This window comes from Marivivens niveibacter (genome assembly GCF_002150005.2).
Lineage (GTDB): Bacteria > Pseudomonadota > Alphaproteobacteria > Rhodobacterales > Rhodobacteraceae > Marivivens > Marivivens niveibacter.
Genome location: NZ_MSPP01000002.1, coordinates 514,465 through 535,309, shown reverse-complemented (window position 1 = coordinate 535,309; position 20,845 = coordinate 514,465). Strand labels below are relative to the sequence as shown.

Genomic DNA, 20,845 nt, shown 5'->3' with positions numbered 1-20,845 from the left:
GTTATCAGGCCCTATGTAAGGCCGATGAGGCAAAAGGGCCAGACCTCAGATACCAATGTCGAAAGGGATTTCATCGCCGATTTCGACGCCTTTGGGTGAAATGCGGGTGCCCAGCGCCATAACGCGCACCCCGTCGGCGACCGCATCGCGCAGAGCCGCGGCGTATTTCGGGTCGATGTCAGCGGCAGGGGCGACGCGCGCGCAATCCGTGCGCTGAACCAAAAACAGCACCATCGCATCATCGCCGGCACGCGACATAGCGGCCAATTCCCCCATATGTTTCGCCCCGCGTGCCGTGACACTGTCAGGGAATTCGGCAACGCCGTTTTGGCGCATAAGGGTGACCGATTTCACCTCGATCCACAGGTCGGGGCGGTTGCCGCCGGACAGGTGAAAATCGACGCGGCTGTTTTCACCGTATTTTACCTCGGGCTTAATAATCGGATAATCCGCGAGCGAAGGGATTTCGCGTGCCAGCAGCGCCTGTTTCAAGGCGCGGTTCGGAACGGCGGTATCTACGCCCGTATAGTGGCCGTTTTCATGGTCCACCAATCGCCAGCCGTATTTAAGTTTCTTTTTCGGATCGTCATTCGGTTCCAGCCAGATTTTCATATCTGGATCGGCCAGCCCCATCATGCTGCCCGGATTGGGGCAATGGGCGGTGATTTCTGTTCCGTCCTCTAGCCGGCAATCGGCCAGAAACCGTTTGTAGCGGCGGATAAGGCGGGCGGGCATTAACGGAGTGGAAAACTGCATAGCACAGACCTATACCGTTTCTTGTAATGATGGAGAAGCCGATGCCAAACCCAACCGCCGCAATTTTGATTATCGGGGATGAGATCCTGTCGGGCCGCACCCGCGAGGGAAACATGTATTATCTGGCCGGAAAGCTGACGGCGGCAGGCATCGATCTGAAAGAAACGCGGATTGTGTCAGATGATCGCGATGCCATTGTTGGTGCTGTTCAGGCACTCAGCGCGGCCTATGACCATGTGTTCACGTCAGGCGGAATTGGCCCGACCCATGACGATATCACCGCCGATTGCGTTGCTGCGGCGTTTAACGATCATATCGATGTGCGTGATGACGCCTATGCCCTACTAAAGGCGCATTATGACAGCCGCGACCAAGAATTTAACGAAGCCCGTCAACGCATGGCCCGCATTCCCGACAGTGCAACGCTGATTGAAAATCCAGTGTCAATTGCCCCCGGTTTTTCCATTCAAAACGTACACGTCATGGCCGGAGTGCCATCTGTATTCCAAGCGATGGTTGCAACCGTGTTACCAACACTCACCGGCGGCGCACCACTACTGTCCCAAAGCCTGCGTATCGAACGAGGCGAAGGTGACATTGCGGGACCTCTGGCAGAATTGGCTGAGGCCTATCCTGATCTATCAATCGGGTCTTACCCGTTTACCCAAAACGGGGCTTATGGATCCAATATCGTCATTCGCGGCACAGACGGTGCAATGGTCGACGAAGCTATTGTAAAACTGACTGCGCTATTTTCTGCATGACAAACCCAACTGTTGCGCAGCTATATGATGTCATTGATGCCACTTGGGCGCCATTCGCCAAACATCAGGTTGGCGCGTTCACTGTGCGCGAAGGCGCTGGTGGCGGCAGTCGTGTTTCCTGTGCAACGGGCCCTGCGGATGAAAACGGCATAGATATCGCCGCCGCAAAGATGCGCGAACTAGGCCAAACGCCGATTTTCATGATCCGTGATGGCCAGTCCGATCTGGACGACATTTTGGGACAGAGCGGGTATCGGGTAAAAGATCCCGTTACGCTATACGCTGCGCCCATTGACCGCATCGCGACCGAGTGGACGTATAGTACAGAAATTTACGACATATGGCCGCCTGTGGCGATCCAACGTGAAATTTGGGCGGCGGGCGGAATTGATAATGCTCGGATCAACGTGATGGAGCGGACCAAAGGCCCTAAAACTTCGATTATGGGCCGTATCGGCGATATTCCGGCAGGCACCGGGTTTGTTTCCATCAGCGACCAAATCGCCATGGTTCATGCTCTAGAGGTATCCCCTGATTGCCGCCGCAAGGGCGTGGCAATCCGCATCCTGCGCCGCATGGCATTCTGGGCCAAAGCGCATAAAGCCACGCATATTTCTTTGGTTGTAACCAATGCAAACGTGGCCGCTAACGCATTGTACACTTCGTTAGGGTTTGATGTTGTAGGGCATTACCATTATCGCAGTTCATAAAACTGAAAGAACGTAACGGGTTATATCGCTTTTGATCGACATTCGGCAGTTATTGGTTGGTTTTTGGGTGCTTTGGCCGGTTTGTTCGACGGCTCAGAGTCTGGACATGCCCGCCAGTGCGATAGTGTCGCTGCGCACCACAGATATTGCCAGCTCTTATAGTTTTCCGATCGCACCGTGGGACACCGACCACATCGATTTGGACACCCGCGACGGCGACGTCACGCAACAAGTCTGGCGCATTTCCAATGCAGATCTAACAACTTTGCAAATCTATGCGCCATTGCGGCAGCAGCTCGCAAACGATGGTTTTGACGTTATTTTTGAATGCCGCACCGACGTGTGTGGCGGGTTTGATTTTAGATACAATGTCGATCTGAAAAACAATCCCGACATGCAAGTCGATTTGAATGATTTTAGATATTTAGCAGCTGAAAAAGCGGGCGAAACCATTGTCATTTTCGTCAGCAAAACCAAAGCGTCGGGTTTCGTGCAGATCATTCACATCGGGGCGAACGAAGCGCTGATTAATCCAACCATCACGGTAGCCAACCCTACGGCGCTAATTGACACCTCTATCCCCAGCGCGCTTCAAACCGCAGGGCATGTTGTCCTCACGGGGCTATCTTTTGAAAGCGGTTCTAGCAATCTGGCAACGGCTGGTGCAGATAGTTTGGCCGAACTTGCTGCCTTTTTGGTCGCCAACCCCTACTATCAAATCGCAATCGTAGGCCACACCGATAGCTCTGGATCTTTGCAGGCTAACATTGATCTATCCCGCGCCCGCGCTCAGGCCGTTGTAGATACGCTGATCAATGATTACGGGGTAGATTCTAGCCAACTGGAGGCAGCCGGTATGGGCTACATGTCTCCGCTGGTCAGCAATCTGACAGCTGAAGGCCGCGATAAAAACCGCCGAGTCGAAGCTGTCCTAACCTCTATCGGTGAAGACTAACCGCGGTTGAACACTGCCTGTTTTGATTGCAAGGCAGAAGCAACTCTGTGGCTAGAACTTTTATCAGCTTCGAAGCGCTGAAATGCCCGTTCAAGAAGCAAATACGGCGCCCAAGGAGTGCCCTTAGACGCCGTCAGATCATGTGTGCTAGATCACCAGTTCTCGGGACCTTTTTCCGCGTAGGCATGAACCAGAAAATCGATGAACGCGCGCACCTTGGGCTGGGTAAACCGGCCTGGGGGGTAAACGGCATAGATCCCTTGAGTTTCCATCGGAAGGTCTGGAATGGCTTCTTCGACCAGACCTTGTTTCATCGCATCGGCGTATAGGAACGACGGCAAATAGGCGATACCTAGGCCCGAAATACAAGCGTTCAGCAACGACTGACCATCATTTACGGTCAACCATCCGGCTGTGCGCACCTGACGTTTTTCGCCACTTGGCGCGATGATTTTCCATACGGCCGAATTGGCTTGGTTCGAATAGTGCAGCAGTTTGTGATCATTTAGATCATCAATTTTCTGCGGACGCCCATATTTTTCGAAATATTCAGGCGATGCAATCATGCGGCGCGTGGTTTCTGTCAGCTTGCGGGCGCGTAGGGTGCTGTCTTCCAGCTCTCCGATACGGATCGCCATGTCAAAGCCTTCGGAAATCAGTTCAACATAGCGGTTGTTCAGCACCATATTGACGGTGATATCTGGGAACTCTTGTAGGAATTCGCCCAGCACCGGTGACAAGTGGTTTACGCCGAAATCGGTTGCAACCGAAATACGCAGCAATCCAGACGGCGCAGACTGCATAGACGTGACCAAAGCGTCGGCTTCGCCTGCGTCATTCAACACGCGACGAGCGCGATCATAGTAGGCCAAACCGATTTCTGTCGGGCTGACACGGCGCGTCGTGCGGTTCAGCAACCGTGCCCCCAATCGAGCCTCTAGCGCGGAGACATGTTTGGAAACGGCGGATTTTGAAATCCCCATTTTCTTTGCCGCATCTGTAAATCCACCCTGATCAACCACGGTGGCAAAGGCTTCCATTTCTGTAAGGCGATCCATACCCAGACCCTTAAATACCTAATCGTTGGACCATCTATCGTCGCCAAATCGGGCACAATCTGGGCCATGACCTGACAATATCGCGTTATTTGTCGATAAACCTCGGCCCAAATGTATAGGTCTGGAAGGTATTCAGAGCGTCGCCGCCAGTCGCGTACCTTGATTAATTGCGCGTTTTGCATCCAATTCTGCAGCTACATTAGCGCCGCCGATCACATGGCAGGATACGCCATTTTCGATCAACGCGTCGGCCAGGCTGCGTTCCGACAGCTGGCCTGCACACAGAACAATCGTATCACATTCAATCAAGGTCGGATTTTCGCGAGCTTCGCCAATGGACACATGCAGACCTTCGGCGGTGATACGTTCATAGTTCACGCCGCCTTTCATGGTCACACCTTTCATCTGCAATGCTGCACGATGAATCCAGCCTGTGGTCTTACCCAACCGTCGTCCTGGTTTTTCGGCCTTGCGTTGCAGCAATGTCACCTGACGCACAGGCGCATCTGGCTGCGGGCCTTCAGGGGCAAGGCCGCTCACGGCCTCTTCTGGATCGGTAACGCCCCATTCACGCATCCATTCCGGCAGGTTCGTCGTTGGGCTGTCGCCGGTGACCAGATATTCAGACACATCAAAGCCGATGCCGCCTGCACCAATCACGGCCACACGTGCGCCAACGTCCGCGCCTTTCAACACGTCGACATACGACAGCACATTGGGGCCATCCTGCCCCTCAATCCCTGGATCACGTGGAACAACACCAGTTGCAATGATAACCTCGTCAAAATGTTGCAAGGAATCGACGGTGGCCGGGGTGTTCAGGCGCACATCAACACCTGCCGCAGTGACAGAGGCTGCGAACCAATCAACAAGGCCCCAGAATTCCTCTTTGCCCGGAACTTGTTTCGCCAAATTCAACTGCCCGCCCAGCGCGTCGCCGCGTTCAAACAACGTCACATCATGACCACGATCTGCAGCCGTAATCGCGGCCGACATTCCGGCAGGCCCTGCACCGACAACCGCGACCTTTTTTGCGGTCGCGGCAGGTTCAATCAGCAATTCAGTTTCGTGGCAGGCACGTGGGTTCACCAAACAAGACGTCAGTTTGCCGCTAAAGGTGTGATCCAAACAGGCCTGATTACAAGCGATACACGGTGCAATCATACCCGATTGCCCATTAGCGGCTTTTTTCACGAAATCAGGATCGGCAAGGAACGGTCGCGCCATGCTGACCAGATCTGCACAACCTTCGGCCAAGACTTGGTCGGCGACTTCGGGGGTATTAATACGGTTTGAAGTCACGATCGGGATCGACACTTTGCCCATCATCTTTTGCGTGACCCACGCAAAGGCGCGGCGCGGTACACTGGTTGCGATGGTGGGAATGCGCGCTTCGTGCCAGCCGATGCCGGTATTCAGGATGTTTGCACCTGCCGCTTCGATGGCTTGGGCCAATTGAACGACTTCGGCATGGGTTGATCCGTTCGGGATCAAGTCAATCATCGACAGTCGGTAGATAATGATGAAATCTGGCCCTACGGCTTCGCGGATTCGGCGGACGATGTCGACAGGCAGGCGCATACGGTTTTCATAGTCGCCACCCCAGCGGTCTGTACGTTTGTTGGTGTGCCGCACCAGAAACTGGTTGATGAAATACCCTTCGGACCCCATCACCTCGACGCCATCGTAGCCTGCCTCTTTGGCGCGAACCGCAGCGGTCACGAAATCGGCAATCTGTTTTTCAATACCCTCTTCGTCCAACTCTTTGGGCGGGAATGGTGAAATAGGGGATTTGACGGGGGACGCAGACACGCAATCAGGGCTGTATGCATAGCGGCCCGCGTGCAAAATTTGCATCGCGATTTTGCCGCCTGCATCATGGACGCGGTCCGTGACAACGCGGTGGTTTGCAATGTCCTGATCATTGAACAAACCAGCCGCGCCAGGAAAAACGCCACCCTCTTTGTTCGGAGCCATACCGCCCGTCACCATGAGCCCAACACCGCCGCGTGCACGCGCCGCATAAAATTCAGCGACGCGGTTCCAATCTTTGGTTTCTTCTAGGCCTGTGTGCATGGATCCCATGATCACGCGGTTTTTCAGCGTGGTAAAACCCAGATCCAATGGGGCCAATAGGTGCGGATAATTGGTCATGCGTGCCTCCCTCATTCAGAGGCAACATGCCCAAGTCTTACGTGCGCGTCACGTGCAACGCGGCGTCAAATCACATGGTTTCAATACAGTGACGGCGGAAGGCCTGTTTCAACAGGTCCAGTTCGGCCCGCAGCAAATCAATTTCGGCCCGCAAATCATCAGCGACGGGATCGCCACAGATAATCGAGAAACTGGATAGCGTTGCGCCCGACTCTTTGTCTGCAATCACAAAGGTCTGCACCCCATCCGCCAGAACATTTGCAGGAATGGCCACACGTACGACCCATCCATCTGGGCCTGCTTCAACCGACACATCGTGAATTTCACGCGCCAAATGGGTCACCACGATTTGCGGCGCGACGTCCGATCCGGTTTTCAACACGCCTTCCCAGACACCTTCGAACAAACGGGTTTTGGTCACTGTGATCATGTTTATGCCTTTACAGTTCGGCGCGTGGGTAGCGGCTAAAGGTGATGTCGCGCACGGTCACCTGATTCATTTCTGGACCCTCTAGGATCAAATCCACCCAGACCTTTTCGATGCGTTTTTCGTTCAACTTTGAATAGCCCAAGTCGAATTCGATCATCTGGTTATCTTGGGTCAGGGGCAGTTCGCGGACGATCTGCTCGACGTTTGGACCGTGTTTGATGTTCAAACGAGCAAAGATTTCCAGCGGTTTTTCGAATTCAATAATCGGGTCACACCGCACCAGATGTTTCATCCGCAGCCCTTCGCAGGCCTCTGGCGGCAGATCAATCGCTAGGCTTAGGTAGGACCCATCGAATTGGAACACGTCCATCCGCAAACCAAAAGGCGCCAAATCGGATTCTCGGGTATTGCGCAGCTGGCGCAGCGTCAATTCGCTAACGCGGCAATCATGATACAGGGTGACTTCATCACCGATTTTCGATTTCGACGGGGCTGCAGCAAGGCCCTTGGTGGCCAACGGCCCGCGCCAAAGTTGAGGGCGCCACGCCCAATCTGTGCCGCGCGGTGTCGGGAACAAATTCGATCCAATAGCCGGAAGCGCCAGACGACTATCTGCGACATAGGCAAACTCGGCGCATTTGGCCCGTAGTTTGGAAATCATTCCGCGTTCCTCACGCAAAGTCGATGTGGTGGCCTGATGGGCGCCGCGCACCATACGATCCAATTGGCGCAAAAACCGCCGTTGCGTGATTTTATCGGTCAGCCGCATGAAAGAAACACGCCCTGTCTATTGTCCAGATATTGGCAACAAAATCTCATGCGACAGGTAAAGGTCAAGATACTGACCAGCGGTTTTGGGAATGTTTGCAACAAGTTCCCCCCAAGTCACAGCCCGAAGTTTGCGACAACTGACCCTACGTCGATTGCAATTCAATCAAAGGGCGCTTATTTCCGTGACCAACTAGGAACAAAGGCACGTGATATGAACTGGATTACCAACTACGTCCGCCCAACCATCAATTCGCTGTTTTCCCGCCGCGAGGTGCCTGAAAATCTATGGACGAAATGTGGTGAATGCGGAACGATGCTGTTCCACCGCGAATTTGCTGAAAACCTGAACGTCTGCACGAACTGCGGGCATCACATGGCGATCACGCCACGTGAGCGCTTTGCTGCGTTGTTTGATGACGGCCAATTCAAAGAGGTCAAAGTCCCAACCCCGATCGAGGACCCTCTGAAATTCCGCGATCAGAAAAAATATACTGACCGCATGAAAGCCGCGCAGAAAAACACCGGCGAAAAAGAGGCGATGCTGGTTGCCGAAGGCGATATTCACGGCACCCCGATTGTGGCTGCGGCGCAGGATTTCAGCTTTATGGGCGGTTCCATGTCCATGTTCGTCGGCAACGCGATTATCGCGGCAGCTGAACGCGCGATCGAATTGAAACGCCCACTGGTTCTGTTTTCGGCCGCTGGCGGCGCCCGCATGCAAGAGGGCATTCTGTCCCTGATGCAAATGCCGCGCACCACCATTGCAGTCGACATGCTGAAAGAGGCAGGCCTGCCATACATCGTCGTTCTGACCCACCCAACCACAGGCGGCGTAACGGCGTCCTACGCGATGCTAGGTGACGTTCAGATCGCAGAACCAAACGCGCTGATCTGTTTCGCTGGCCCTCGCGTGATCGAACAGACCATCCGCGAAAAACTGCCCGAAGGTTTCCAACGTGCTGAATATCTGCTGGACCACGGTATGCTGGACCGCGTGACCCCGCGCGGCGAAATGAAAAACGAACTGGCAAACATCATCCGCATGCTCACCGGTATGGAGGCAATCGCCCCAGCCGAAGTGCCTGCACCTGTTGAAGACCAGACCGACACACCAGAAGCTGACGAAGCCTCCAAGGCAGACGCTGAATAATTCATAGCCCCCTGCGGCAAACGGATACCAATATGACGTCGGACGTAATTCTAGAACGATTGATGACCCTACACCCAAAGGTCATCGATCTGGTACTTGATCGTGTTTGGCGTCTTTTGGACGCTCTGGGAAATCCACAAAACGACCTGCCACCCGTGATCCACATCGCGGGCACAAACGGAAAAGGGTCGACCCAGGCCATGATCCGCGCAGGGTTAGAGGCCGACGGCAAAAAGGTGCACGCCTATACGTCGCCGCATCTGGCCCGTTTTCACGAACGCATCCGTCTGGCTGGTGAACTGATTTCCGAACCCGCGCTGATGGCCACGCTCGAAGAGTGCGAAAAGGCGAACGGCGGCGAACCGATCACCTATTTCGAAATCACGACCTGCGCGGCGATTTTGGCGATGGCGCGGACCCCTGCCGATTATACATTGCTAGAGGTCGGGCTGGGCGGTCGCCTCGACGCCACAAACGTTGTCGCCAAACCTGAACTGACGATCATCACACCCGTTTCGATCGATCACGAACAATTCCTTGGCAATACCCTAGCCGCCATCGCTGGCGAAAAGGCAGGCATCATCAAACGCGGCGTTCCCGTCATCGTCGGCCCTCAACAAGACGAAGCGATGGACGTGATCGAACGCACCGCCATGAAACTGGGCGCGCCGATTATGGCCTATGGTCAACACTGGCACGTCGGCACCGAACATGGCCGCATGACCTATCAGGACGACAACGGCCTGCTGGATTTGCCGCGTCCAAACCTGCCCGGCGATCACCAGATCCAAAACGCAGGCGCCGCCCTAACTGCGCTGCGCCACTTAAAAATGTCGGAAACCGCGTACGAAGGCGCAGTTACCCGTGCCGAATGGCCCGCCAGAATGCAGCGCCTCAAAACCGGCCCCTTGGTCGATGCTGCTGGGACTTGCGAACTATGGCTGGACGGCGGACATAACCCCGCTGGCGGCTCTGCAGTTGCGGCAACCCTGTCATCACTCCCGGCGCGCCCGACTCACCTGATCTGCGGTATGATCAACACCAAAGATGTCAGCGGCTATATGCGCCCACTGACCACCGCTGCTCAGTCGATCCAATGTGTCACCATCCCGAACGAGCCAAACAGCTTTGATGCTGATGATTTGTCCGCCGCCGCCCAAAGCGCCGGATTTACAGACGCAACAACCGCTGCATCGGTCACCAAAGCCGTTGAAAAAATCGCGCAGTCAGATCCTGCTGCACGCATCCTTATCTGCGGCTCGCTTTATCTGGCCGGTCACATCTTACGGTCAAACGGATAAACCCGCACCAAACCCGAGCGCCCCAAGGCGCGAGACCAAAGAAACGCAGCTTGCTGCACATTTTAACAGCATCAACGCCCATTCTATCCTTCTGAACGAATCAGCACACTTGACCGCGAATCACCCGCGCAGTTAGATTCAGTGCAGAATTCGTCATTCGGCGCTCTGCGCCCCATGACACAACGTCCAGGCAGGGCGGGGAGGCGGGCCAATCTGGGCTCGTCTTTCTGTTTTAGCCAACAGTTTCAGCAGATCTCGAAAATTCGACACATAGCGCGAATCACATTCGCCTCTGGGTTTGACTTGATTCGGCTGATTCTACTACATATGGGCAAAGCTATGGTTTCAGCCCCGCCTGCCAGCGGGTTTGGATAGATAAAGTAGCAGCGCAGACGGGGGACATTATATGTTGCGTTTTTCGGCAGTTTTCTCTGCCATTTTCATTTTTACCCAAACGATATCCGCTCAGGCCCAAACCGTTTCTATCACCCAAGACCTGCCGCAAGTGTCTTTTTCCATAAACGGTCAAAACTTTACCGTGGCCCGCATTCAAGACACCGAAAATCAGCTGACAGGTGATTTCACGAAAACATCTCGTGCCTGCCCGCCGTTTTGCATTCAACCTATGACGGTTGCGCCCGGCGTTGATACCGTTGGCGAGCTAGAGGTACTCGATTTCCTCCAAACTCGTGTCTCCAGCGGCACCGGTTTGCTAATCGATTCCCGTGTACCCGACTTTTACAACAATGGCGCAATTCCTGGCGCTGTGAACGTACCGTTTAACGCGCTCGAGTCTGACAACCCCTATCGCGATGATATCATGCGTGCGCTTGGCGCCACCGATAGTGGTGACGGTCTGGATTTTTCGAACGTGTATGATCTCATGCTGTACTGCAACGGACCTTGGTGCGGGCAATCAAAGCGCGCGATTGATGGTCTGCTAGACGCGGGTTATCCCGCTGATCGGCTTTTTTACTATCGTGGCGGAATGCAAAATTGGCTTCTGTTGGGGCTAACCACCGTAACACCGGCCAATGGCGGCTGATTTCTCGCAGGAGTTCCTATGATCCGTATTGTACTTGCCTTTTTTGCCACCGCCGTCGTCGTTTGTGCCGCCATCGTTTTTGCACCTGCCGGTAATAACGACGATCCTGCTCAAACCGACGTGACGCGCACACAGTCACAAACCGTCACGTCGCCCACTTTGGCCCCTGCCATCGCTGGGCAAAACACATCTGACGGCGTCGCCGTTAGTGCAGCGTCGCGCATTTTGGCGGCCACAGGTGGCGCTGTTCAGCCAGAGCCCGCAATCAAAACTGACGACAGCAGTATTTCCGATACCACTGCGGGCGTTTTGGCCGCGCTGGGGTTGGCAACTGGTGCCCCTGCGCCAACGCCTACATCGACGACCGGCGACGATAAAATGATGGATATGACTGCAGGCGCTTTGGCCGGCATTCGCGCCATCACAGGTCAACCCGCCCCACAACAGGCCGAATCCAACAGCCTGCAATCTCTTGTCGCCAAAGCCCTACAAGAAGGCCAAAACGACGCCTATATCGATGCGTTATTGAACGAAGCCGCCCAAGCTGGCGACGTCAGCGTTCCCGCGATGCTTGTCACCTCTGATGGACGTGTTGATACATCAACGCTGCTTGCCTCGATCGTGCAGCAGGCCACGACCATGACAACTGGACAGGCACCTGCCGCACCAACAACGCCACTAGGCGCTGCCGACGGCGTAGAGGTCCGCGTTGTTCAGCGCGCAGGCGAAACCGAACAGTACAAATTCTATACGGTTGCCGCTGGGGATAGCCTTGGGTCGATCGCGGTCAAATTCTACGGCTCTGTCGAATTTTTCCCGCGCATTTTCGAGGCGAACCGCCAAATCCTGTCATCCCCTGACCGAATTCAGGCAGGACAGCGATTGGTCATTCCATAGAACGAAAGGCGGGGATTTCCCCGCCTTTTTTTATCACTTTGGCTCTTTGCCCCAATTCGCGTCCTGCATTTCACGCAATCGGCTGGCCGTGCGTTCGAATTCAAATACCCCTTCGCCTTCGAGGTACAGCGTTTCAGGTTCAGAGGCAGCCGAACAGATGACTTCGACCTTTGCTTCGTACAATGCGTCTATCAGCGTCACGAAACGTTTGGCTTCGTTGAAATTGCTACGGCTTAGGGCGGGAATTTCTTCGATGATTAGAACGCGGACGGCTTCGGCGATTGCCAGATAGTCCCCCGCGCCCAACATTTTACCGCACAAATCGAAAAACGTTGCCCGCGCCACGCCATTGCAGAACCCAGGCAGCGTCACATCACGTTTTTTGACCCGCAGCACCAAAGGGTGCCCCTGATCGCCCGCAAAATCGTCCCAGATTGCCCGCACAGCCGCGCGGTTTTCAGCGTTCAACGGCGTGAAATACCGTTTCGTGTCCTGCAAACGCCCCTGACGATGGTCTGTGTCACTAACCAGTTCGCGGATTTCCATGCGATCCTTGACCAGTGCGATAAATGGTAAAAACAGCTGACGGTTCAGACCATTTTTATATAGATCATCAGGCACGCGGTTCGACGTGGTCACAATCGTCACGCCCGCATCGAACAGTTTTTCAAACAACCGCCCCACCAGCATCGCGTCGGTGATGTCTGTGATCTGCATTTCATCGAACGCTAAAAACCGCACGTCTTTGGCTAGGTTTTCAGCCACAGGACCAATCGCGTCTTCGACGCCATCTGCCCGCGCTTTGGCAAGTTCATTATGCACCCACTGCATGAACGCGTGAAAATGTTCGCGCCGTTTCGGAACATCCACCATCGAATAAACCAAATCCATCAACATGGATTTCCCGCGTCCGACACCGCCCCACAGATACAGACCTTTGACAGGTTCGTAGGTCGCTTTGCGGAACAGACCCTTTTTCACAGGGGGCTGAGCCAAACCGTGGCGCACACGTTCCAGCGCATCCAACACGGTTTCCTGCGCTGGGTCGGGTTTCAATCGGCCTTCGGCGACGCCTTGGCGGTATGCTTCGATCACTGTGGTCATGTTCGGGACATACCCCTGCTGTAAAACAAAAGAAAGCGGGTCATAGGGAAACCGAATATCTGCAATCACGAATTTGAATTATCGCCCATCGGTTTGCACATTGACGCATCACATCGCAGCAGACAAAGCTGTGCGGCATGAAACAATCAATTTTCACACCCGTCCTGATTACTGGCTGCCTGATCATCATGATCAGCTTTGCCATTCGCGCGTCCTTTGGTGTTTTTCAGATTCCTATTGCGACTGAAAACGGGTGGCTGCGCGCTGACTTTAGTTTGGCGATTGCGATCCAGAACCTTGCTTGGGGATTTGGTCAGCCGATTTTTGGCGCAATTGCCGAAAAAATCGGGGACCGCAAAGCGATCATCATGGGCGCGGTGGTGTATGCGGTTGGTCTGATGCTGTCGGCGGGTGCGACCCTGCCAATTCAGCACCAACTGTACGAAGTTTTGGTCGGTTTCGGCATCGCGGGCACAGGTTTTGGCGTTATTCTGGCTGTTGTTGGCCGCGCCAGCAGCGATGAAAACCGATCGATGAGCCTAGCGATTGCAACCGCCGCAGGGTCCGCCGGTCAGGTCATTGGCGCCCCAATAGCCGAGGCGATGCTGCAAATCATGTCGTGGCAGGTCGTGTTCCTGTGGTTTGCCGCCGCTATTCTAGGCACCCTATTGCTGCTGCCGTTCATGCGCGCACCCCAAGCCGCATCCAAGGTCGAGCTAGAGGAATCCATGGGCGCTATCCTGACCCGCGCGTTCAAGGATCCGTCCTATACCATGATCTTCTTGGGGTTCTTTTCCTGCGGATACCAGTTGGCATTCATCACCGCGCATTTCCCCGCCTTTGTGGCCGAGGTCTGCGGCCCAATCATGGCGGGCGGCATTCTGTCTTCGGTCGGCGTGAACACCACATCCGCCTTGGGCGCTGTGGCGATTTCGCTGATCGGGCTGGCCAATATCGTAGGGACATTGGCGGCAGGATATCTGGGCAAACGGTACAGCAAAAAATACCTGCTTGCGGGCGTTTACGCGGGCCGCACCATCATTGCGGCGTGGTTCATCCTGACGCCGATGACGCCGGCAACTGTGATCGTGTTTTCGGTCCTGATGGGTTCGCTATGGTTGGCCACGGTCCCGCTGACTTCAGGGTTGGTCGCGCATCTATACGGGCTGCGTTACATGGGCACGCTCTATGGAATCGTGTTCTTTAGCCACCAGTTGGGCAGCTTTATGGGCGTGTGGCTGGGCGGGAAATTGTACGACCTATACGGCAGCTATGACGCTGTTTGGTGGGTCGGCGTAGGTGTTGGGGCGTTTTCGGCGCTGGTACATTTGCCCATCCGCGAAAATCGCCCCGCCGCAATGGCTTAGGCTGCTTCGGTTTCCGATAGCAAACCTTCGGAAACCAGACGATCGGCCCATCCTTGGGGATCTGTGAACAGATGCGTCTGCCAGCCGCGCGCGTCGGCGGCTTTGATATTGTCGACGCGGTCATCGGTGAACAACAGGCCGCTAGGTGCGATGCCGCAATCCTGTTCGACCATTTCGTAAATCCGCGCCTCTGGTTTGATCACACCCATATGGCCCGACACATAGCGGCGATCGAATTCTTCTAGGAACGGGTATTCGCGTTCGCCCAATTCAAAGGTCTGAATGCCGAAGTTGGTCAGCGCGAAAACGGGCACGCCCGCCGCACGCAAGGCACGCAGCAACCGCACCGAATGATCAATCGCCGGCGATGCCATTTCGACCCAGCGGCTGTGCCACATCATGATCTCATCATGCCATTGGGGGTATTTCGCGGCGGTCGCCTCGACGGCCTCTAACCAATTTTCACCGCGGTCAACGCCATCGTTCATGCCGTGTAGATCAACCTCGGCGAACATTTGTTTACGGCGCTCTTCTCCGATGACTTTGTCATACAGGCGTTCGGGTTGCCATTCGATCAGCACATTGCCGATGTCGAAAATGACGGCTTGGATGCTCATCATAAACCTCGTTTAATTCGTTGTAGTTCGCGCTCCAATGCGTCCAGAAATCGCGATCTGTCTGCTTTGGAGAACGGTTTTCCGCCGCCCTGACGGAATGAGTCGGCTGACCGCAAATCCGCCATCAGGTCGCGGGTCGCCAAAACGTTGCCGATGTTGGCTTCGGTCAGGGCTTCGCCGTTGTGTTTTAGGACGCGGGCGCCAGATTCAATGCATTTCGCAGCCAAAGGGATATCGCCCGTGATCACCACATCGCCAGCGGTGGCGCGGTCCGCGATCCACATGTCTGCGACATCTGAGCCTTCGGGGACGATGACGTTTTCGACCAGCGGGTTTTGCGAAGGGCGCAGCCCGCCGTTGGACACGACGAACATACGCATCCCATGGCGGGTGCCGACCCGTTCAACCTCTGCCTTTACCGGACAGGCGTCCGCATCCACATAAATCACGCGTAGAGCGCCTCTGCATGGAATGCGACGTGATCTTCGAGGAACGAAGACACAAAGAAATAGCTATGGTCATAGCCCGGTTGCAGACGCAGGGTTGCGGCCTTGCGGCGTTCGGCAACAGCGGCCCATAGGTTTTCGGTCATCAGGTAATCAGCGTATTGGTCATTTGCGCCCGTATCCACCAGCAGCGGAATATCCAGTCCAACATTACGCATCATGAGCGTCGCATCGTGGCGTTCCCACGTGGTTTCATCGCTGCCCAGATAATTGGTGAACTGCGGACGGCCCCAATCACCAGCGGTCGGGTTACAAATAGGCGAAAACGCCGAAACCGACCGATATTGCGGCACGTTCATCGCTAATGTCAGCGCGCCATGTCCGCCCATCGAATGGCCGGTGATGGATTGGCGTTCTTCGTCCACGGCAAAGTTGTTGGTGATGATTTTCGGCAGTTCGCTGGTCACATAGTCGAACATGTTGAAATGCGGTGCCCATGGTTTCTGGGTCGCATTCACATAAAAACCTGCGCCTTGGCCCATGTCATAGGCGTCATCATTGGCCACGCCTTCGCCGCGTGGGGACGTGTCGGGGAATGCCAGCGCGATACCATGTTCAGCCGCCCAAACCTGAGCGCCCGCTTTGACCATCGCGTTTTCATGGGTGCAGGTCAGGCCCGCCAGAAACCATAGAACCGGAACGGGCGCGTGTTCGGCCTCTTCTGGTAGGAACAGGCCAAAGGTCATATCGGTGCCCGTCGCGTCAGATGCGTGTTTGTAAACGCCCTGAACGCCGCCGTAACAGCGGCTTTCTGAAATGGTTTCCATGTTATCCTCCAATCAAAACTGAACGAGCGCGATCACTGCGGACAGCGTAAAAATACTTAGCACGGTTGATATCAAAATCGATGCAGATACCCGCGCTGGCGCAGCCCCGTAATGTTGCGCGATGATATACACATTGCCCGCAACAGGCAGCGCCGCAGAAGCGACCATAACCATCGCAGCATATGGATCAATGCGGAACACGACATAAGCCGTCACAGCAACGGCAGCGGGGTGCAGCACCAGTTTGGCAAATGTCAGCCATCCCGCCACGTAAACCCGTTCTGCCGATTTGACGGCCAAAGATGCACCAATGGCAAACAGCGCCCCAGGGGTTGCAGCCGATCCCAAAATTTCCAGAAAATCATTGATCGGGTCTGGAATATGCATGCCCGACGCCGAAATCAGAACGCCCGTGATGATCGACATAATCATAGGGTTCGTCGCCAATCCGCGCGCGACAATTTTGAACGCAGACAACCGCAACCGCCCGTCCCGGCTGGCCAGCACCAGCACAACAAATAGCGTCATGAAAAAGATCAGGTCGACGACCAAAATCATCATAATCGGCCCAATTGCCGCCGCGCCCAGCAACATCGACAGCATCGGGATACCTAGAAACCCTGTATTGCCTGTGATGCTGACATGGCTTTCGGTTGCCGCTTCGGCGATGGATGCTTTGCGGATCAGGGCCACAGCCATCACCAGTCCCCAAATCACCAAAGATCCGAACAAATAGGCCCCCATAAAGGGCCAGTTGATCAATTCATCAATCGACAGGTTCGCCGAAAATCGGATCAGCATCGCCGATAGGGCGAAATAGAAAACGAACCGCGACAGATAGGCGGTTGCCTCTGGCGTGAAAAAACCAGTTCGGCCAGAGCCGTAGCCCAGCCCGATCAACATGAAAAAAGGAAGTGTTTCTAAAAATATCGCTAACATGCCAAATCGCTAGCACGCGATTTAATCATGTAAAAGCGTTCATGCGCGATGATATGGTGAACCAGCTAAAATCGATGATGCGCGGTACAGTTGTTCCGATAGCATCACCCGCACCAACATATGCGGCCAGACCATTTTCCCGAACGACAGTCCCGCATCTGCGCGGGCACGGAACGCAGGATCCAGCCCATCAGCGCCCCCAATGACAAAGGCAACGTCTTGCCGCCCCTGATCACGCCAGCCGCCCAATTGGTCGGCAAACTGGGGCGATGTCATCACCTTGCCGCGTTCATCCATGATGCAGATCAGCGCCCCATTGGGGATCGCTTTGTCCAGCAGGGCGGCCTCTGCCCCCATGCCGGCGTTCTTTTTGTCTTCGACCTCAATGATATTCGCGGGGCCAAGGGCCAAAGCCCGCCCCGTGCGATCAAAGCGTTTTAGGTAGTCATCGATAAGGTCGCGTTCGGGGCCCGCCCGCAGGCGGCCCACCGCGACAATGTGCACGCGCATTAGTTATCCGCAGCAGTAGCGCCCGTAGGCAGCCACATTTTCTCCAGATTGTAGAACTCGCGAACCTCGGGACGGAAAACATGCACCAGAATATCGGCAGCATCGACCAGTACCCAGTCACCGATTTCGGCGCCTTCGACTTTGCACAGGATGCCGAATTTTTCCTTCAGTCGCTCAACCAGCTTTTCAGAGATAGCCGCAACCTGACGTGTGGAACGACCCGACGCGATGACCATATAGTCAGCGACCTCGGTTTTTCCGCGCAGAGGAATCTCTACAACGTCTTCAGCTTTGTCATCATCAAGGGAAGAGAGAACAAGTGCGAGGATATCCTCGCTCGTTACATTCTGCTGGGCCGTCATCAATGGCTCCACGTTGGCAGCGCTTGCTGCCTCTGAATTGAAAGACAGTTCATTGTCCTCCGGGGTTGCGCACCGTCCAACAGCCACGGCACTAGGCTAAGAAAAGAGTAGCACCGAACGGTGGTATCTTCAACCAATCGCCCAATGTATGCCGCGACGCTAGGTGCATGCGTAGGAGCAGCACACTTTTGAGTTGATTTAAACACGCCATCATCCGTAAACTTTCTGTATAGATTTTCGATTTTGTGGTGTGTTGATGTTATTATTTTTTGCCTTACCAGCCGCGCTATCGGCCTGGGGCTTAGCCGAATTGTTTGACTGGATGGACGGCTCGGCGAAAGATGACGACGCCGACACCGTACCCGAAGACACTGAAACAGCGGGCGTCGACGCCGAAACTGATTCTGATCTGACAAATGCCATCTTTGGAACCGACGAGGATGACATCCTTCAGACGGACGATAGTGAAGCAGAGCTTTACGGCGGTGACGGCGCGGATGTTTTCTGGATTGATGAGGAAAACGAATCTGACTTCGATGTGGAAACCGATGTCGCCTATGACGATCCAGACCAAGATCCCTATGGTACCTACGCCCAAATCGCAGAAGGCGCCGATCTGACTATCATTCGCGATTATGACTATGACGAAGGCGACCGTATCCTGATCGAAGTAAACTGGCATCCTGAGGTTGCTGGCACCGAAATTCCCGATGTCGATCTACGCGGGGTGACCTACTCTGCGACCGCCGCGCAATTGCCCGACGGCACGACAGGTGCGGTGATCTACGGAATCGCCGCCTATACTGCCTACGATGCAGACGGTGCCGAGATCACCGATCTGGGCGGGTCTTTTGACCTTACGCCCGTTTTCATCGCAGGCTTTGGCAACCCGTATGAATTTGAAACCACCGAACTCAATTTCATCCTACGGGACACCGACGCAGCTGTTGATGATGCCGCGATCGAAGACGCCGTTCGGAATGCTGGCCTAAACGGTATCGGCATAAGGGCTTCGGACTTCATCATAACTGGCTAAGGCGACAAAGTGCTCGCCACGTCAACACTGCTGACTTGATAGACTCGGGCGAAAGGCGTATGTGACCGCCATGATCCGCATTTTTGACATGGATGACCGCGCGCGTCTGCGTGAACGGTTTTACGGCGAAACCCGCTCGATCCTCGCTCGACTGTAATGTCCTGCGGGGCGCCCATGCGTGCGCCCGTCTCTCGATCTGACTAGCAACAATTCCAAAAGGTAAGAGCCATGTCGCCTAAGACGCTCTATGATAAAATCTGGGACGCACACGTCGCCCATGAATCCGAAGACGGCACCTGTTTGCTGTATATTGACCGCCACCTGGTTCACGAAGTGACCTCGCCTCAGGCTTTCGAAGGCCTGCGTATGGCGGGCCGCAAGGTGCGCGCACCAGAAAAAACCATTGCTGTGCCGGACCACAACGTTCCGACCACGCTGGACCGTGCAAACCCAGCAACCATGACCGAAGACAGCCGCATTCAGGTTGAGGCGCTGGACAAAAACGCCAAAGAATTCGGCATCAACTACTACCCAGTGTCCGACGTTCGTCAGGGCATCGTGCACATCGTTGGCCCAGAACAGGGCTGGACCCTGCCAGGTATGACCGTTGTTTGTGGCGACTCGCACACTGCAACCCACGGTGCATTCGGCGCGCTGGCACACGGTATCGGCACATCCGAAGTGGAACACGTTCTGGCAACCCAGACCCTGATCCAGAAAAAATCGAAAAACATGAAGGTCGAAATCACCGGCAAACTGCGCCCAGGTGTGACCGCAAAAGACATCACTCTGGCTGTTATCGGTGAAACCGGTACTGCTGGCGGCACCGGCTATGTCATCGAATATTGCGGCGAAGCGATCCGCGATCTGTCGATGGAAGGCCGCATGACTGTCTGTAACATGGCAATCGAAGGCGGCGCTCGCGCTGGCCTGATCGCACCTGACCAGACCACATTCGACTACGTGCGCAACCGCCCACACGCGCCAAAAGGCGAAGACTTTGACAAAGCGATGGACTGGTGGAAAACCCTGTTCACCGACGAAGGCGCACATTTCGACAAAGTCGTCACCCTGAAAGGTGAAGAGATCGAGCCTGTAGTCACTTGGGGCACCTCGCCCGAAGACGTTCTGCCGATTTCCGCTCTGGTTCCAAACCCAGAGGATTTCAAAGGCGGCAAAGTCGACGCAGCACGCCGTTCGATCGAATACATGGGTCTGAAATCGGGTCAGAAACTGACCGACATCGAAATCGACACCGTATTCATCGGTTCGTGCACCAACGGCCGCATCGAAGATTTGCGCGCCGCAGCCGAAATCCTGAAAGGCAAAAAGATCAAAGAGGGCATGCGTGCCATGGTCGTGCCTGGTTCGGGTCTGGTTCGCGCACAAGCCGAAGAAGAAGGCATCGCACAGATCTTTATCGATGCTGGTTTCGAATGGCGTATGGCTGGTTGTTCCATGTGTCTGGCAATGAACCCCGACCAATTGGCCGAGGGCGAGCGTTGCGCATCCACATCCAACCGTAACTTCGAAGGTCGCCAAGGTTATAAGGGTCGTACCCACCTTGTGTCGCCAGGCATGGCAGCAGCTGCTGCTCTGACCGGCAAACTGACCGACGTCCGCGAGCTGATGTAAGGAGAGCCAGC

Annotated in this window: 22 protein-coding genes; 10 read left to right on the top strand and 12 right to left on the bottom strand. The window is 55.0% G+C overall.

From position 1 onward, the window contains the following. Window positions 1-45: 45 nt before the first annotated feature. The gene (gene sfsA, locus BVC71_RS08530; protein WP_086451204.1) at window positions 46-756 is read right to left on the bottom strand and encodes a DNA/RNA nuclease SfsA; all 711 of its coding nucleotides are present in this window, start codon (window positions 754-756) and stop codon (window positions 46-48) included. Between the two features lie 41 nt (window positions 757-797). On the opposite strand from sfsA, the gene BVC71_RS08525 reads away from it, so the two are divergent. The 3 genes from BVC71_RS08525 (at window position 798) to BVC71_RS08515 (ending at window position 3,185) form a co-directional block, all read left to right on the top strand. Beyond that, window positions 798-1,520, top strand: a complete 723-nt coding sequence (locus BVC71_RS08525) for a competence/damage-inducible protein A (protein ID WP_086451203.1) — start codon at window positions 798-800, stop codon at window positions 1,518-1,520. Next, the gene (locus BVC71_RS08520) at window positions 1,517-2,230 is read left to right on the top strand and encodes a GNAT family N-acetyltransferase (RefSeq protein WP_086451202.1); all 714 of its coding nucleotides are present in this window, start codon (window positions 1,517-1,519) and stop codon (window positions 2,228-2,230) included. The genes BVC71_RS08525 and BVC71_RS08520 overlap by 4 nt, the downstream gene beginning before the upstream one ends. 106 nt (window positions 2,231-2,336) lie before the next feature. After that, window positions 2,337-3,185, top strand: coding sequence for an OmpA family protein (locus BVC71_RS08515; protein WP_086451201.1), 849 nt, complete (start codon window positions 2,337-2,339; stop codon window positions 3,183-3,185). A 152-nt stretch (window positions 3,186-3,337) separates the two neighbouring features. Here BVC71_RS08515 and BVC71_RS08510 read toward each other — a convergent pair whose 3' ends face one another. The 4 genes from BVC71_RS08510 to BVC71_RS08495 form a co-directional block, all read right to left on the bottom strand. Continuing rightward, window positions 3,338-4,243 (bottom strand): LysR family transcriptional regulator, encoded by a 906-nt coding sequence (locus BVC71_RS08510; RefSeq protein WP_086451200.1) that lies wholly within the window; start codon window positions 4,241-4,243, stop codon window positions 3,338-3,340. Between the two features lie 132 nt (window positions 4,244-4,375). Continuing rightward, window positions 4,376-6,397 carry an NADPH-dependent 2,4-dienoyl-CoA reductase gene (locus tag BVC71_RS08505; RefSeq protein WP_086451199.1) on the bottom strand — a complete coding sequence of 674 codons (2,022 nt, stop codon included), beginning with the start codon at window positions 6,395-6,397 and terminating at the stop codon, window positions 4,376-4,378. A 70-nt stretch (window positions 6,398-6,467) separates the two neighbouring features. Then, window positions 6,468-6,827, bottom strand: coding sequence for a hypothetical protein (locus tag BVC71_RS08500; RefSeq protein WP_338036468.1), 360 nt, complete (start codon window positions 6,825-6,827; stop codon window positions 6,468-6,470). A 10-nt stretch (window positions 6,828-6,837) separates the two neighbouring features. After that, window positions 6,838-7,596, bottom strand: a complete 759-nt coding sequence (locus BVC71_RS08495) for a DUF6478 family protein (RefSeq protein ID WP_086451197.1) — start codon at window positions 7,594-7,596, stop codon at window positions 6,838-6,840. A gap of 213 nt (window positions 7,597-7,809) precedes the next feature. Here BVC71_RS08495 and accD point away from each other — a divergent pair, with 213 nt between their 5' ends. From accD to BVC71_RS08475, 4 genes are all read left to right on the top strand, one after another. Next, complete coding sequence (accD, locus tag BVC71_RS08490) at window positions 7,810-8,748, top strand: acetyl-CoA carboxylase, carboxyltransferase subunit beta (RefSeq protein ID WP_086451196.1); 939 nt, start codon at window positions 7,810-7,812, stop codon at window positions 8,746-8,748. Between the two features lie 32 nt (window positions 8,749-8,780). Then, on the top strand, window positions 8,781-10,049 hold the full coding sequence (locus BVC71_RS08485) for a bifunctional folylpolyglutamate synthase/dihydrofolate synthase (RefSeq protein WP_086451195.1): 1,269 nt from the start codon (window positions 8,781-8,783) through the stop codon (window positions 10,047-10,049). 406 nt (window positions 10,050-10,455) lie between these two features. Next, window positions 10,456-11,094, top strand: coding sequence for a rhodanese-like domain-containing protein (locus BVC71_RS08480; RefSeq protein ID WP_086451194.1), 639 nt, complete (start codon window positions 10,456-10,458; stop codon window positions 11,092-11,094). 18 nt (window positions 11,095-11,112) lie between these two features. After that, a complete protein-coding gene (locus BVC71_RS08475) occupies window positions 11,113-11,991 on the top strand; it encodes a LysM peptidoglycan-binding domain-containing protein (RefSeq protein ID WP_086451193.1) in 879 nt (292 codons plus the stop codon). A gap of 33 nt (window positions 11,992-12,024) precedes the next feature. Here BVC71_RS08475 and zapE read toward each other — a convergent pair whose 3' ends face one another. Continuing rightward, entirely contained in the window at window positions 12,025-13,095 is a 1,071-nt protein-coding gene (zapE, locus tag BVC71_RS08470) for a cell division protein ZapE (RefSeq protein WP_086451192.1), read from the bottom strand. A gap of 137 nt (window positions 13,096-13,232) precedes the next feature. Between zapE and BVC71_RS08465 the strand changes: the two genes are divergently transcribed. After that, window positions 13,233-14,462: an MFS transporter gene (locus BVC71_RS08465; RefSeq protein ID WP_086451191.1), complete on the top strand. Its 1,230-nt coding sequence runs from the start codon at window positions 13,233-13,235 to the stop codon at window positions 14,460-14,462. Here BVC71_RS08465 and BVC71_RS08460 read toward each other — a convergent pair. Genes BVC71_RS08460 through rsfS form a run of 6 tightly spaced genes read right to left on the bottom strand, consistent with a single transcriptional unit; the run spans window position 14,459 to window position 18,163 of the window. After that, on the bottom strand, window positions 14,459-15,079 hold the full coding sequence (locus tag BVC71_RS08460) for an HAD family hydrolase (protein ID WP_086451190.1): 621 nt from the start codon (window positions 15,077-15,079) through the stop codon (window positions 14,459-14,461). The two genes, BVC71_RS08465 and BVC71_RS08460, sit on opposite strands and share 4 nt — an antisense overlap. Then, window positions 15,079-15,528 (bottom strand): YaiI/YqxD family protein, encoded by a 450-nt coding sequence (locus BVC71_RS08455; RefSeq protein WP_086451189.1) that lies wholly within the window; start codon window positions 15,526-15,528, stop codon window positions 15,079-15,081. Before BVC71_RS08455 ends, BVC71_RS08460 begins: the two co-directional genes overlap by 1 nt. Then, window positions 15,525-16,352, bottom strand: coding sequence for an S-formylglutathione hydrolase (gene fghA / locus BVC71_RS08450; RefSeq protein WP_086451188.1), 828 nt, complete (start codon window positions 16,350-16,352; stop codon window positions 15,525-15,527). The genes BVC71_RS08455 and fghA overlap by 4 nt, the downstream gene beginning before the upstream one ends. Window positions 16,353-16,364: 12 nt before the next feature. Beyond that, window positions 16,365-17,291 (bottom strand): AEC family transporter, encoded by a 927-nt coding sequence (locus BVC71_RS08445; RefSeq protein WP_086451187.1) that lies wholly within the window; start codon window positions 17,289-17,291, stop codon window positions 16,365-16,367. Window positions 17,292-17,330: 39 nt separating this feature from the next. Further along, window positions 17,331-17,801, bottom strand: a complete 471-nt coding sequence (gene rlmH / locus BVC71_RS08440) for a 23S rRNA (pseudouridine(1915)-N(3))-methyltransferase RlmH (protein WP_086451186.1) — start codon at window positions 17,799-17,801, stop codon at window positions 17,331-17,333. Next, complete coding sequence (gene rsfS, locus BVC71_RS08435; RefSeq protein WP_086451291.1) at window positions 17,801-18,163, bottom strand: ribosome silencing factor; 363 nt, start codon at window positions 18,161-18,163, stop codon at window positions 17,801-17,803. Before rsfS ends, rlmH begins: the two co-directional genes overlap by 1 nt. A gap of 256 nt (window positions 18,164-18,419) precedes the next feature. On the opposite strand from rsfS, the gene BVC71_RS08430 reads away from it, so the two are divergent. Next, window positions 18,420-19,199 carry a hypothetical protein gene (locus BVC71_RS08430; protein ID WP_086451185.1) on the top strand — a complete coding sequence of 260 codons (780 nt, stop codon included), beginning with the start codon at window positions 18,420-18,422 and terminating at the stop codon, window positions 19,197-19,199. 228 nt (window positions 19,200-19,427) lie between these two features. Next, window positions 19,428-20,834, top strand: coding sequence for a 3-isopropylmalate dehydratase large subunit (gene leuC / locus BVC71_RS08425; RefSeq protein ID WP_086451184.1), 1,407 nt, complete (start codon window positions 19,428-19,430; stop codon window positions 20,832-20,834). Window positions 20,835-20,845 lie beyond the last annotated feature (11 nt).

Bases quoted from the DNA above. Each gene is read 5' to 3' on its own strand.
- sfsA (WP_086451204.1), bottom strand. From the start codon at position 756: ATGCAGTTTTCCACTCCGTTAATGCCCGCCCGCCTTATCCGCCGCTAC.
- BVC71_RS08525 (WP_086451203.1), top strand. From the start codon at position 798: ATGCCAAACCCAACCGCCGCAATTTTGATTATCGGGGATGAGATCCTG.
- BVC71_RS08520 (WP_086451202.1), top strand. From the start codon at position 1,517: ATGACAAACCCAACTGTTGCGCAGCTATATGATGTCATTGATGCCACT.
- BVC71_RS08515 (WP_086451201.1), top strand. From the start codon at position 2,337: ATGCCCGCCAGTGCGATAGTGTCGCTGCGCACCACAGATATTGCCAGC.
- BVC71_RS08510 (WP_086451200.1), bottom strand. From the start codon at position 4,243: ATGGATCGCCTTACAGAAATGGAAGCCTTTGCCACCGTGGTTGATCAG.
- BVC71_RS08505 (WP_086451199.1), bottom strand. From the start codon at position 6,397: ATGACCAATTATCCGCACCTATTGGCCCCATTGGATCTGGGTTTTACC.
- BVC71_RS08500 (WP_338036468.1), bottom strand. From the start codon at position 6,827: ATGATCACAGTGACCAAAACCCGTTTGTTCGAAGGTGTCTGGGAAGGC.
- BVC71_RS08495 (WP_086451197.1), bottom strand. From the start codon at position 7,596: ATGCGGCTGACCGATAAAATCACGCAACGGCGGTTTTTGCGCCAATTG.
- accD (WP_086451196.1), top strand. From the start codon at position 7,810: ATGAACTGGATTACCAACTACGTCCGCCCAACCATCAATTCGCTGTTT.
- BVC71_RS08485 (WP_086451195.1), top strand. From the start codon at position 8,781: ATGACGTCGGACGTAATTCTAGAACGATTGATGACCCTACACCCAAAG.
- BVC71_RS08480 (WP_086451194.1), top strand. From the start codon at position 10,456: ATGTTGCGTTTTTCGGCAGTTTTCTCTGCCATTTTCATTTTTACCCAA.
- BVC71_RS08475 (WP_086451193.1), top strand. From the start codon at position 11,113: ATGATCCGTATTGTACTTGCCTTTTTTGCCACCGCCGTCGTCGTTTGT.
- zapE (WP_086451192.1), bottom strand. From the start codon at position 13,095: ATGACCACAGTGATCGAAGCATACCGCCAAGGCGTCGCCGAAGGCCGA.
- BVC71_RS08465 (WP_086451191.1), top strand. From the start codon at position 13,233: ATGAAACAATCAATTTTCACACCCGTCCTGATTACTGGCTGCCTGATC.
- BVC71_RS08460 (WP_086451190.1), bottom strand. From the start codon at position 15,079: ATGAGCATCCAAGCCGTCATTTTCGACATCGGCAATGTGCTGATCGAA.
- fghA (WP_086451188.1), bottom strand. From the start codon at position 16,352: ATGGAAACCATTTCAGAAAGCCGCTGTTACGGCGGCGTTCAGGGCGTT.
- BVC71_RS08445 (WP_086451187.1), bottom strand. From the start codon at position 17,291: ATGTTAGCGATATTTTTAGAAACACTTCCTTTTTTCATGTTGATCGGG.
- rlmH (WP_086451186.1), bottom strand. From the start codon at position 17,801: ATGCGCGTGCACATTGTCGCGGTGGGCCGCCTGCGGGCGGGCCCCGAA.
- rsfS (WP_086451291.1), bottom strand. From the start codon at position 18,163: ATGACGGCCCAGCAGAATGTAACGAGCGAGGATATCCTCGCACTTGTT.
- BVC71_RS08430 (WP_086451185.1), top strand. From the start codon at position 18,420: ATGTTATTATTTTTTGCCTTACCAGCCGCGCTATCGGCCTGGGGCTTA.
- leuC (WP_086451184.1), top strand. From the start codon at position 19,428: ATGTCGCCTAAGACGCTCTATGATAAAATCTGGGACGCACACGTCGCC.